This window comes from Phycisphaerales bacterium, from assembly GCA_040221175.1.
Lineage (GTDB): Bacteria > Planctomycetota > Phycisphaerae > Phycisphaerales > UBA1924 > JAHCJI01.
Genome location: JAVJVK010000001.1, coordinates 363,008 through 375,996 on the forward strand (window position 1 = coordinate 363,008; position 12,989 = coordinate 375,996).

The window sequence follows — 12,989 nt, forward strand, 5'->3', positions numbered from 1 at the left end:
GGAGGGTCCGGAACCGCTTGGCGAGGTTGTTCATCAGTTCGTAGTTCGCGCCGAGTCCGTTGCCGGTCAACTCCGCATCGATCTTCTCAAGGCGGTCCAGGGACAGGAACACGTAGGCTGACTCGTCGGCGCGAGCCTGGAGTTGGGTCAGTGTCGCGAGGGTTTCCTCCGGCACCGGAACTGTCCGCTCGCTGTACGACTTCGAGGTCCATTCGAGGATGCGGAACTCGCCGCGGTCGGGCACTGTGAAGGCCCCCGGACGCTTCGCGGCGACCCGGACAGTGCCTCGTTCGAAATCGACGTCCTGCCAAAGCAGGTTGAGCAGTTCGCCCTTGCGGAGCCCGCTGGTGACGGCGAGCTGCACGAATGAGCGGAGCCAGATGTCTGATGCACAGTCGAGCATGGCCCCGACTTCGGCCGCTGTGAACACCCTCTTGGCCCGTGACTGAGTCCTCGGCATCCGGATCTTGGCGAGGGGGTTCTCGTGCAGGAACCCATACTCGATCGCGCGGTTGAACATGGCCTTGAGTGTTCGGAGCGTCTTGGCGAGCGTCGCCGGCGCACAGCCCCGCTCTTCGATGACATACCGCTTGATTCGGCCGACCGATGCCTGATTGATCGCGGTCAGCCGAGTGTTCTCCCCAAGTGCCTTCTTCGCGTGCATGCCGGCGTGACGAATGCTCTCCAGCGTGTCCCGCTTCAGGTCGAGCGCGACAGCGTCGAGGTCGTGCTCGATGAAGGCGGCGAGCGTGATCTCCCGGGGCTTGTCTCTCGGCGTTTGCCCCGCGTTGATCTTGGCTTCCTTCTCCCGGCGCACGGACTCGGCCGCGTTTCGAGTCATCTTGCCGACGGTGCCGATCGACTCGGAGTACCGCTTGCCGTCGGTGCCATACCAACGGAGCGTCCAGTACTGGGTTCGGCCGTCCTTGTTCTCACGCGTTCGCTTCTGGAGTTGGACTCGGATCATCGCTGGTCCTCAGGCTATCGGGATCCGCCCTCCTGATCCACGTCCGAGGCGGACGGGCGGCGGTATCGCTCGGTCTGCTCGATCACGAACCGATGCAGCTCGGCACGTGCGAATCGGTTGCTTCTGCCCACGCGACAGGGTCGGATGCGGCCGGCTTTGACCAGGTACTCAAGTGACTTGAGGGCGTCGGCCATGTCGCGATCGCCCTCATCGAGCCTGAGGTAGACGACCGCCTCCTGTGCGGTCATCAATGTCGGCGCAACACGTGGCGGCTCCGTCGGCAGCCATTCGGTGGAGCCGAGGTGGGCGAGGTGTCCCCGTGCCTCGGTCATGCGGGCCACCGTTTGCTGCGTCGGAAGAAGGCGGCGCGAGACCAGTTGGTCGACCTCGGAGGCTTGCCTCGGAAGATCACGATCGCTGAGGGGAATGGTGCCGAGTTGCTCGCGTCGCCGAAGCGAAGCCTTCCACGAACGAATCTGATCTCGTCGGCATGCACGATGTCGGCGTGCCACCACGAGGTATCCGTGCGTGCTGGGATGAGGCAGACCACTGTGGCGCCGCACGCCGCGCTCTCACGCGCCTTACGGACCCACTGGCCGATCTCGCGACCATACGGCGGGTTCATCCAACACACGCCGGACCAGTCTTGATCGAGGCCGTTCTCACGTTTCGTGAAGTACGCGTTGCACTTGGCGTTCGCCTTCGTCGCGCATACGTCGAGCGTGAAGCCAAACTCCGCGTCGAGCTCTGCGAAGAGATGGTCCGGAGTGGCCCAGAGGTCGGTCTCAGAACTGAAGTGGACGGACATTCTTGCCATCGTGCTTCTCCGTGTCAGCGGACATGTGAACAGTGCTGGGAAAAAGGGGGCCGACTACGCGTCGGTGCCCGCTCGGGTGGTCCTGGGGACTGGAAGGCCGCCTCGAACAGTGAAGTCGTCGGGAGAGGTGGCGTCTGTGCGCAAAAGGCGCTGCTGGAAACGCGGCGGGAGCACCGGCCGGCCGTCGGGCAAGCGGAGCTCGGTCAATCGATGCACCATCGCGGCAAGTGACACTTCAAAGGCGGTCGTGAGCCGGGGAAGCACGCGGTGCCGCCAAAGCCATTCGGACTCGCTGCAATCCTCTGAGAGAATGACGGTGCAGACAAAGGGGTCGAGATCGAAGTAGTTCAACGCTTGAGTGACCGAGGGCATCACATGGTCCAGAGGCATCAGGAATGCCGCGGCGAACCGGTCGGCCTGCCGCTCGATCTGCAGCGGTGAGCCCGGACCGACTGTTGCCGTCTCGTGGAAGCTGGTTCGAATGCTGCCGTGCAACCTGAAGTGGCCCAGTTCGTGTGCCGCTGTGAACCGGAGACGAGCCGGTGACTTCAACAGAGTCTCGCTCACGAGGATCTCATTCGACTCGATGAACGTCGCGCCGAGCACGTCGGGTCCGTACGCCGAGAGGTCGGAGATTCCATACTGGATACCCAGCGGATGCTCGATCCAACGCTCTACCGGGACCGGAAGAGCAACGCTGTCCGCTCCGAGTTGTTCGACGCACTCTTCGATGCACTCACGAGCCGCCTGCTCGACCCGGCGAACCGTCGGACTCGGCTCAAGCTGCACATTGATGCCGCTCACCGAGCACCTCCTTGGGGCTCACCACCGTCTGCTCTTCGCTTCGCTTCGGCGATGAGCGCATCCCAGTCCTCAGCCGACAGGCTCCTGGCGGTGCGGAGGAACTCGGGGACCTTGGCCGCAGACGTCGCGTCTTGCGTTGCGATCTCACCGACGACGGCATCCGGTCGCTGCCAGCCCGCGCGGAGGATCGCCTCATCGATGCGGTAAACCTGAGCGATTCGGAGCAAGAGGGCTTCCGACGGGGTCCTTCGGCCCTTCTCGAGATCGGTGATGTAGGCTGGGGCGACGTCCAGGATCCGGGCGACATCGCGGAGTCCCAAATCGAGGACTTCGATCCGCTGTTTCCGGAGCACGTCGCCGATGGCGGGTGAGTTCTGCTGTGAGCGTTCTGCGGGCACGCGAAACTCCCTGTGTACGCTGACATGTTAACAGCCATTCTCGGTCCAGGCAAGCGTCAATCGTCTGGAATTCGAGTACGGGTCCTGATAGGATCGGCCGTCGCCTCGGGAGGGGCGATGGCGTCGTCCTGACGCCGACGCTTACAGCGTCGTCAGAACGAGGCAGCACACCCGGTAAACCAGCGCCAACTGGCTAAGGGCGAGGACTTCATCAACCTCGGCGTGCTGTTCTCGTAGAGCCGGATGCGTGGAGACGCGCTTGTCCGGTTCGACGGAGGCTCGTCAGCGTAATCCCCTCCCGCCACGGCATATGCCCGTGAGTCTGCGAGGGAGTAATCCTGGCGTTCGATCCGATGGTCGCGTCCGGTGAGGCCGGGCGACAGGGACACACGAAGGGCTGGGTATAGCAATGCGTTGCCGCTCTTCGCCGTGATGGATCGAAGCGGGTGTGAATCCCGTCCGTGGGGCTCGGTCTACGGGCGAAGGCCTAAGACCGTTCAACGCGGCTGGCGTGGGGAGCTCTCGAACTGGTGACAGTCGGGACCGCGTCCGTGACCGGACGCGGCGATCGGCCGAAACAGCCGACGGTGAAAAGCTCAACCATGAGAGGCCCGAAAGGGCTTGCCAGTGAGTCTTGACAGAGACGGTGCCGAACCGCGAAGAACCGTTGCCGACGGGTAGAGGGGAGCTTTCGGTTTCTGCCCCTCGAAATCCGAGTGTTCAACTCGGGAAACTATGCCGTTGCGGGAGCACGGACATACGGCAAGGGTCCGCCGGGTCACACCGGCTAGCGACGTGACTGTCAACACGAAGACCATCATTAACCTGGGAACCTCTGCGGCCGCCGGGGTGATGCCCGGTGCCTGACGCTCGCAAGAGTTGGTCAGTCAGGTGCTTGAAACGCCGCAGAGGGGGAGTGTGCTCCAAGTAGAAGCCGGCTCGAAGCCGGGCGGAATCCGCTGCAAGGCAGTGGCGGGTCGTTCGCGCGCTCCGGGTGGCACCGGAGGGTCTTGCGACGACGAAAGGAGCGACGAGATGACTCGTTCTGACGATCGCAGACGCTCGGGGGAGGAGACTCCCCCGGCGTCGATCGACGAGTCGGGTAATGCGGCCAGGCCTGACCGATTCGGGAGAATCGGTTGGGCGTGGCGGCGAACGGACGGCTCGTGCATCGGCAAGACTGTAAAGGGTGCTCGATGCACGGCCAGGGGTTCGACTCGCCGGCCCGCTATGGATTGGGGACGGCCTATTGGGAAACCGATAGGCCGGTACACCACCCAGTCAGCGGGCCAAGCGAGTCACACGAGAGGAGGTATTCCAGAGGTTTGCAGGCTTCGAGGGATGTGCCATGAACATCCCTCATCTTGGAGCGAGTACTCGTTCGCTGAAGCAGTGCCATTAACCCACCAGATTGGTGGGCATGTACAAGTGCGTCGCGACATCGATCGAAGGCTTCGTCCAGCAGGTGGCGTGCAGCTACCTGGTGCATGGCTATTTGTTCTATGTCCGCGGCGTTGTGCCTGGGTACAAGGATCCAATCGCTGTGGATGCCAAGCTCATTGAGAAGTACGCCGTGGATATGTCGAAGTGGGCTCGGTCCGTCGATGCCACGAATGGCGTTGCCCGGATGCAGTACATCCGGCACAAGCGGACCTTCCTACTCATGGCTACCCACGGGACGCACCGCTTCTTCGATGATGAGCGCGGCTCAATGAGAGACGCGAGGAAGTCACCCATCAAGTACGGTGGCTACAGCATCAGCTACCGGCGCGGGCAGGATGGAAAGTACCATCCGCATGTCCGTATCGAGCGGGGGCAGCTCGCTATACTCAAGCAGCACTTCCGGCAGTTGGCACTGCGGACATCAACCGATGCGATTGCTCGGGAATTCGCTGATTTGCCGTTCGAGCCATACGCACCAATTCGACGGCAGCTGTTCGAGTTGCTCAGAGCCACGAACCGGATCAGGAAGCAGCACGCCCATCCCGAGGTGCCAGCGCAAGCACTGCGCATGCGCCGCCGTGTCGTCTCGCCGTTCTCTTGAAACGCCCGTGGTTCGGCTCCAGATGCCCTGGCGCTGCGTGCGCCTATCGAGTACAATCGCTCCTCTGCCTGAGGACCTGCCACGATGACTTCGCGACCAACTCCACACAGCACCATCGGACTCTTTGCCGGCATTGGCGGCATCGAACTCGGGCTGGAACGAGCCGGTTTTCAACCGGAGCTGTTGTGCGAGTTCATGCCTGAGGCTAGATCTGTGCTTCAGCGCCGCTTTGTGGATGTCTCAATTGCGAGGGATATTCGCGAACTCGTGTCTCGTCCAAACTATCGGCTCCCGGATGCGGAGGTCGTCGCGGCCGGTTTTCCGTGCCAGGACCTCAGTCAGTGTGGTCGAACGAGGGGCATTCGCGGCGAGAAGTCTGGGCTAGTCGATTGTGTGTTGGAACTGCTCGGAAGACGCAAGCGCGGGCCGAAATGGCTGGTGATCGAGAACGTCCCGTTCATGTTGCGACTTCAGCGCGGGCAAGCGATGCGGTATCTGACGCGATCACTGGAGTCCCTGGGGTTCGACTGGGCGTATCGAGTCGTCAATGCTCGTGCCTTCGGCCTGCCGCAGCGGAGGGAACGAGTCATCTTGGTGGCCTCGCGCACCGAGGATCCTCGAGAAGTCCTGTTTGCGGACGAGGCTGGTCCGCGCCCCGATGATGTAGAATTGGACGATCGTCCCCGTGGGTTCTACTGGACGGAGGGTAACCGGGGTTTGGGATGGGCAGTGGATGCCGTGCCAACGCTCAAGGCCGGCTCCACAGTTGGCATCCCATCTCCGCCCGCGATATGGCTTCCTGCGTTCGACCTGGTAGTGACCCCGACGATCGAGGACGCCGAGGCCATGCAGGGTCTTCCGCGAGGCTGGACGTCGCTCTCGCATGTCTCGCCGCGCATTTCTCCGAGGCTGCGGTGGCGACTGGTAGGGAACGCCGTGCCCGTACCTGTAGCACAGTGGGTTGGTGAGAGACTCCGCGAGCCGGGCACTCCGTTGGAGCTAAAGCGCCATTTGTTGCGTTCTGGTGATTCTTGGCCGACTGCCGCGTGGGGTAACTCGCGCGAGCGTTGGGTCGTCGAGATCTCGAAGTGGCCGTTTCGGCGCAGGTGGCATGCTCTATCGGAGCGATATGGTGATCGCGGTGAACGCCTGATGGACCGACCGAGGCTTTCCCATCGAGCGGCCAGCGGCTTCTATCGGCGGATTCGACGTAGCTCGCTACGTACCGATGAGAGATTCGTGCCTTCGCTTGGTCGCTATGTCGCGAGTGTGGAAAGTGAGTGAAGGTCGGAGGAAGTGGTGCCACGCACTCAAGCGAAGAGTCCAGCGGCTTCATCTGCAGCAGCCCGTCGTCGCATGCAGGCGAACCGATCGCGGGACACTCAGCCGGAACTTCTCATTCGCTCCACGCTCCACCGGCGAGGCCTCAGATTCCGCGTCGATCGGCAGCCCGTCGAAGGCGTGCGCCGTCGTGCCGATCTAGTCTTTCCACGAGCTCACATCGCTGTGTTCATCGATGGTTGCTTCTGGCACGGCTGCCCGGAGCATGGGACTTGGCCAAAGTCAAACGCCACGTTCTGGCGCGAGAAGATCAAAACGAATCAGCGGCGAGATGCGGACACGGATAGGCGTCTGCGAAAGGCGGGTTGGGAGGTCATTCGTATCTGGGAGCACGAAGAGCCGTCCAAAGCCGCCGATAGGATCGAACGTCGCGTCCGGAGAGTCATGGCATCCGGGTAGTCACTCGACCGATCAGGCTGAGTCCCCAAGCCGTCGAATAACCTTGGTCTCGATGAGCCGCACGAAACGGTCCGCGAGCCACTGTGGGTGAGGGCCGTCACGGACGATGATTCCCACCTCGATGTTTCGTTCGAGAGCCGCGCCGGAGAGATTGGCGCTCGTCACGAACATGGCCCGCCCATCCACGACGATCGCCTTCGCGTGCATGAGGCCGGGATTGCCATTCGAGTCGACGTCGCGCTTGTCGATGGGCCAATGATAGAGGGTCGCAGCTTGTCGGACGGTCTCGTCGAATGCCTCGAACCCGTTGTATCGAAGCGCGCCCCCGCAATCCTGTGTCCGTTCCAAGAGGAAGTTCAGCCGGACGCCGCGATCAAGGGCCGAAGCGAGCGACTCTTGAATCCGGGCCACTGAGCCCACCGAGAAGGACGCCATCCATATCTCTTCGGATGCCTCATCGATGAGATCGACCCAGGCCCTGTCGGTGCGACGAAACGTCGACTGAGCCTGGCTAGGGCCAGACCACACGAGCTCGACTGTCTGCTGTTCTAGTGCTTGCGCCCTGGAGAGACCAGCTGCTTCGATCGCAGAGGCGAGGATTCCGAAGTCGATCGAGCCACCATCGCGACGTGCTAGCTCTATGACTCGTCGACCGGCTCCCCTAAACCCATCAGGAAGAAGCTCGACAACCGAGTCGAGGACTTCGTGTTCCGCCGTGCCTTGGCGTCGTAGGGCGAGGATGAAGCCGTCCAAGTGATCTCTTGGAGCGGCCGAGAGGTGCGAGATTGCGGTTGCGAGCTCGCGTGACATCACTAGTCCAATGCTGACTCGAAGAACGGGCGAATACCAGCCCCGATCGTCTCGACGAGAAGCGAACGATCCAAGTACTTGTTGCCGCGCTCGCAGGACGTCTCGGACACGAAGCTGCAGGCATGGCAAGCTGCGCCATGAAGATCGCGGCCTTCTCGATCCGGTTCGTGTTCGGAGCACAGCGGATCGGACGAGCACAGTCGCGCTCTCTCCAGAGCTTGCGACAGGTGCCGAACGAATAGCTCTGGGCGGGAGAGGTTCACAAGTCCTCCGAGGGTTCCCTCGCTATCTGCTGCGGCAGTCATCAGAAGGACACCGCACATCGGTTCGTGCTCACCGATGGCAGGCGAGGCATAGATGCGCTCCTGAATGCTCGCTGCAGAGTATCCACACTCGATCGCGAACTGGCGAATGAGGGTGTGTGACAGGGAATGGACGAGTGAGTATCGAGCGACATCGAATCCGTCATCAGCGGGGTCGATTCCGCGAGTCGATCGGAATGCGATGTGGCTGGCACGGAGTGCCGACTCGCGAGCGGTGACGGTCGGATCCTGGCGCCACTTCGCAAGTGCCGACTCCTTGAGCCGGATGAAGATGCCCTCGCCGCGCACTTCGAAGGCAGGTATCCAATCGGGCGGGTTCCTGCCGAGGCGAACTCGTTGGACGTCGGGAATCTCAGACAAGTCTGCGTAGTCCCCCGGCGAGTCGATTCGCGTAAACCCCGTGAGGGCTTTGACGACTCGAAGACGTTCGACCGCCACGATTTCTTCGATCCAGGTGGAGAAGGCGGTTGGAACGGTGCGGCGTTTGAGCTCGAAGTCGCCCGTGCGCGGAGCGTTATCCGGATCAGTGAGCAGATTCCACTCTTCTCGCTTGAGTTCGTGAGTGCTCTGTGGCTGTACGCCGCCAGCGCCGCTTCGTTTCGATTCCACCGCGTTCCATATGTCGGCATCGGAGAATTGCGAGAAGGCTTGCAGCTGTCCGACTCTGCGAAGGACTGCAAGCTCGGACTCATTGTGGATGTTTTGCAGCATTGACCAGTGGGCGTCGATCAGGGTGGACAAACGACCCGTGGACGACGGGATCGACAAGGCCGACACGATCATCGGAAACCACTGGTTCGATGCTCCAAGGAGCATCGCACGCGGTTCTCCATTGTCGCAGGTGTCGTCTGCAGCAACACGCCCAAGATGCGGATGCTGCCGGGGGCAGTCACCGAGATTGACTGGGCCTTCTTCACCAAAGGCCTGGGTCATCGGCCGGGACGCATTGCATTGGTCACAGCGAAGCCAGAGGTCGGCCACCTCGCTCGAAACGCCTCGCTCCTGCAGGCGATATGGCCCACAGGGAGAGCTTCGTCCGCCGCAACCCTGAGACGATGTCTGGATGTAGCGTTTCCAGGGAAAGTCGGAGATGTGTCCGTTGCGGCACGCGAACACGAATCGGACGGGATTGACCGGCGGCGATGTGCCCGACGCCTTGGAGCAGTTCTCATGCACGTAGTGAGTCTCATCCGGTCGTCGGGGGTTCGATCGCAGCTTGAACACGCCGAAGTCGAGAGGCGCCAGGAGTTCGCATCGGGGGCAGCGAGCCCAGTGCGGGAACGTCCGCACTGGGATCCCGTGTGGCTGCAGATCGTCTCCTGAGTCATCGCTGGTAACCGGAGGTCCGGTCAGCTGCTTCAGCTGCGGCCCGACGAACGTGCGAACGAGGGCGAGCAATCGTTCCTCGTCGATTGCATTAGCTGGACTCGTCGGATCCCAATCGGGCTGAGCCCAGTCCTCGAGCCCAAGCACCGTCGCCGTGAAGTGTGGAAGATCGACGGAACTGCCGATCCCGAAGGTATGCACGGCCTGGCTACGTCGGAGATCTCCAACTGGCTGTCTCATGGAAGTCTCCTTCAACCGTGTGGGCGAGTGGCATCCTCGATGAGGATCAAACGAGAGCTCGGTTCGACATCACGCAACGAGTTCAAGCAGGTGAACGGCTGCCAATCCTGTTCTTCCGGCGCTCGGAGCAGTGGAACCGAGACGTCGTCTCGGCCACGCCGTCGGTACACGAGCGTTGGCGTGTTGCTGGCCTGGCTCGCCCATTCGTGAGCCAGATTGCCAAGGCGTGCCTTCACCACTTCGGCGAGGGCTGCATCTTCGATGTTCTCGACCCTCCTGCGGATCGCCTGGATCGCCGTCTCGGCAAAGCCAGGCAGCCCATCAACCTCGCGTGCGGCCAGGTTCGGATTGAGCTGTTGCTCGCCATGTCGGACGAGAGTGACAAGCAATGCCGCTAGGCCGCGGTCGATGGCTCGCGCAGCAAACGGGGTGACCGAGAGTGCCTCGACGTGCTGGTAGAACGTGGCGTGGTAGTGCCGAAATCGCTCATAGTGCGACAAGTCGCGAGGACGGGCCCAGTTGTATACGGTACAGACGAGACCGGGATGTCTGCGGCCAACACGGCTCGTAGCTTGGATGTACTCCGATGTCGCCTTCGGTTGGCCGCCGACCACCATCAGACCCAATCGGTCGATGTCTACACCGACGGAGATCATGCTGGTCGCCAGCATGACGTCAATCGGACGCGGAATCGGCTCGAGCCCCTCCTTAGCGTTCTTCTCACGAAGACGATCTCGCTCTTGAGAGAACTTCGTCTCGAGTCGATCGAGGATGAACGGTATGTCGGCGGAGTGCTTGCGTGAGGTGAGCTCTTCGATCTTGTGGAGTATGCGCCGCGACAGCCCGCGACGATCCATGTGGCGGAGTCGATTCCGCACATCCTCGTCGATCATCCGACGCATGCCACCGAGCTCACGGAGGGAATTGAAGTACCCCACGGCCGTAAGCCATGCATCTGCATCCGTGTCGTACTTCTCGTAGAGGTGAGCACCAGCCGAGAGGAAGGCAACGAACGTGCGGATCAAGGAGGCCTTGAGGCTGCGTCCGGGCGCACAGATACCGATGTACTGTCGTCCCGGCAGCTCTGACACCTCTCGACGCTTCGAGAAGAAGTTCCCTGAGGCGTCGATACCCGGTGGAGGAAAGACACTGAGCCGGCGACAGAACAGCTCGTGAACCTGCTGTTTTGCATTGCGGACCGTTGCCGTAGAGGCCACGACTTTGGGGCGCACTCGCTGACCATCGACCTCCCATGAGCAGAGTTCGTCGATTGCCGTCTCGTAGAGGCCCACCATGCTGCCGAGAGGACCGCTGATGAGGTGCAGTTCGTCTTGGATGATGAGATCCGGTGGGCGAAGCTCGGCGTGTGGAACGGAGTTCGTTGCGGGAAGCGGGCCTCGACGATTGTGCCGGTCCTTGTCATCGGTATCCGGCGATCGGTACCCGTGACGCGGACAGAACTTGTCCACGCGCCCGAAGAGCATCTCGGTCAGTCCGTTCCAGGGCATCTGAGCGAACTTGTCGACTGTCGCAATGAGGAGCGATGGCAGACGACGATAGATCTCCTCATCGACGACGAGAACGGGAAGTCCTTCGGGCGCATGTCGCTTGGCGAATGAGCAATCGGGATCATCGCAGAACGTGAACGTACTGCCTCGTCCGCCAGCGACGGTCTCGACCTCGAGGTTTCGTGGTCGTAGCTCCGTCCCGCACCATGGGCAGTTCGTGAGCTGACGAGGCGAGCCCTTGCCGGCCACTGAGAAACGGTCGCCCTGTCGAAGGGCGTCAACGACGGACTTGCTGTCCTTCGTCCAGTTTGGCGTCGATTTGGCCCCGACCCATAGGCCGATCGAGAACGGTTGATCGGCAGTCCCCCAGCGGGTATCTCCTTCTTCGACTGTCCGGCGGCGGATCATCTCCATCGCGCAGAGCAACGCCGTAGCTCTCTGGAACTGCTGAAGCGTGAGCAGTCGGAGTGTGTACCGCATCAAGACGGTGACACCCGCGTGCCCCGCCCGTCCCTCGATCGTGCCTTGCAGTCGCCGGAGCCCCATGGCGTAGGCCGCGAGCCCAAGGTATGCCTCGGTCTTGCCGCCACCCGTCGGGAACCAGAGCAAGTCGGCGATGGCATCGGTCGGATGGCTCCGATCGGGGTGGTGGAGATCCGAAAGACTCTCCAGATTCAGGAGGATGAAGGCGAGCTGAAATGGACGCCAACTCTTGTTCCGCGGATCGGCATCGATCTGTTCGAGCGTCGCACAGTCATCAGGGTTGCGGCGCCGCCCAAGCGAGTAGATCGAATGAACCCGCTGCTGCCACATGGCTTCGTTGGCGAATCTGAAGGCATCGGCGGCCTGCGCATCGTCACGGAGCAAGTCGATGCCACGGCGGATCCTCGCGCTTGTCGCCTGGCAGTGCTGAACTGCTCTGGTGGCGACATCCTGATACTCCTGCAGCCCTTCTGATGGATCCGCGATCTGTGCTTGTAGACGAGCTATCCACTGGTCATATGCATCAACGAGAGGTGTCAACAAGCCGAGAAGCTGGTTGGCATCCGACTTCGCGAGCGTGTCCATGCGAAGCTCGAGCGTCGCGAGCCCTTCGTGCCCAGGGTCTTCTGGTGTGGGGGGCGTCTGTTGACGCACTTCGTACGATGGAATCGCCACTGTCCGAACGTCCAGGGCGCGACTCGGGTCGTTGTCGTCGACTGTCCAGTCAACTGCAATCCCATGGCCGACAGCAAACTCTTGCTCATGCCGAAAGAGCATCTCTAGCTCGCGTTCCTCGCGACGCAAGTCGTCGTCAGGATCGCCTGGGCCGCGGTGTCGAGTTCGACGTCGGAATGCTGATGTGCCATCTGGCGCAGTCACTCTCAAGTCGACCTGGAACAGCCAGAATCGATCCTTGAGCTGTGTCTCCTTCTCGACCTCCTGACGATTCACGAGGAACAGCGTGACGGTGCGCTCGCCACTACCCTCCCGGACGAGTCCCCTGACGATGACATCCGGCTCCGACGCATCTGCAACGGTGGGGCCGACGGGACCAGGCGTGACATCGATCGTCACGAGACCGCCCTTGGGCTCGCGCCTCCAAACTCGCTTTGGCGAACCGTCGTCCTTAACGATCGTCTCGCTCTCGACTCTGTCGTACTTGCCCCATGAGGCATGGACCTCGAGCTGCTCGACGCTCTCGTCAACCACGAACGTGAGGCCAATCGACGAGGGAAGGAGGGAGTCACCTCGGTTGGGGACCGGATCTGCGCTGCCATCGTCCGACGTAGTTGGGGCTCCTGACTCCTCGAAGCTCTCGTCTCTCTCCTGTCCTACAACGTGCTTCCGCGGAGCAAGCATGCCAACGAGGTACCGATCGATGACTCGTGACTCATCGAGCTCTTCATGGTTGCCGTCCTTCGGACCGAGCAACTCCGCCTGAATCAGATCGTGGAGTTCTGCACGAATCTCCGGAGGGGTCGGAACGGTATCTGGAGTTGCTGAGTCAATCATATCAGTTCGGTCCATCG

Annotated in this window: 8 protein-coding genes; 1 reads left to right on the top strand and 7 read right to left on the bottom strand. The window is 61.8% G+C overall.

The features are described from left to right. Nucleotides 1-981: 981 nt before the first annotated feature. From RIE32_01545 to RIE32_01560, 4 genes are read right to left on the bottom strand one after another with little or no spacing between them, the layout of a single operon-like run. Entirely contained in the window at nt 982-1,299 is a 318-nt protein-coding gene (locus RIE32_01545; protein ID MEQ9094928.1) for a helix-turn-helix domain-containing protein, read from the bottom strand. Next, nucleotides 1,296-1,784 carry a phage N-6-adenine-methyltransferase gene (locus RIE32_01550; protein MEQ9094929.1) on the bottom strand — a complete coding sequence of 163 codons (489 nt, stop codon included), beginning with the start codon at nt 1,782-1,784 and terminating at the stop codon, nt 1,296-1,298. The genes RIE32_01545 and RIE32_01550 overlap by 4 nt, the downstream gene beginning before the upstream one ends. A 54-nt stretch (nt 1,785-1,838) precedes the next feature. After that, nucleotides 1,839-2,588, bottom strand: a complete 750-nt coding sequence (locus tag RIE32_01555) for an ImmA/IrrE family metallo-endopeptidase (GenBank protein ID MEQ9094930.1) — start codon at nt 2,586-2,588, stop codon at nt 1,839-1,841. Further along, nucleotides 2,585-2,986: a helix-turn-helix domain-containing protein gene (locus RIE32_01560; protein ID MEQ9094931.1), complete on the bottom strand. Its 402-nt coding sequence runs from the start codon at nt 2,984-2,986 to the stop codon at nt 2,585-2,587. The genes RIE32_01555 and RIE32_01560 overlap by 4 nt, the downstream gene beginning before the upstream one ends. Before the next feature lie 1,414 nt (nt 2,987-4,400). On the opposite strand from RIE32_01560, the gene RIE32_01565 reads away from it, so the two are divergent. After that, entirely contained in the window at nt 4,401-5,030 is a 630-nt protein-coding gene (locus RIE32_01565; protein MEQ9094932.1) for a hypothetical protein, read from the top strand. A gap of 1,752 nt (nt 5,031-6,782) precedes the next feature. Here RIE32_01565 and drmC read toward each other — a convergent pair. From drmC to drmA, 3 genes are read right to left on the bottom strand one after another with little or no spacing between them, the layout of a single operon-like run. Then, nucleotides 6,783-7,580 carry a DISARM system phospholipase D-like protein DrmC gene (drmC, locus tag RIE32_01570; protein MEQ9094933.1) on the bottom strand — a complete coding sequence of 266 codons (798 nt, stop codon included), beginning with the start codon at nt 7,578-7,580 and terminating at the stop codon, nt 6,783-6,785. Between the two features lie 2 nt (nt 7,581-7,582). Further along, the gene (locus RIE32_01575; GenBank protein ID MEQ9094934.1) at nt 7,583-9,469 is read right to left on the bottom strand and encodes a DUF1998 domain-containing protein; all 1,887 of its coding nucleotides are present in this window, start codon (nt 9,467-9,469) and stop codon (nt 7,583-7,585) included. 11 nt (nt 9,470-9,480) lie between these two features. After that, on the bottom strand, nt 9,481-12,987 hold the full coding sequence (gene drmA / locus RIE32_01580; protein ID MEQ9094935.1) for a DISARM system helicase DrmA: 3,507 nt from the start codon (nt 12,985-12,987) through the stop codon (nt 9,481-9,483). Nucleotides 12,988-12,989: the final 2 nt, after the last annotated feature.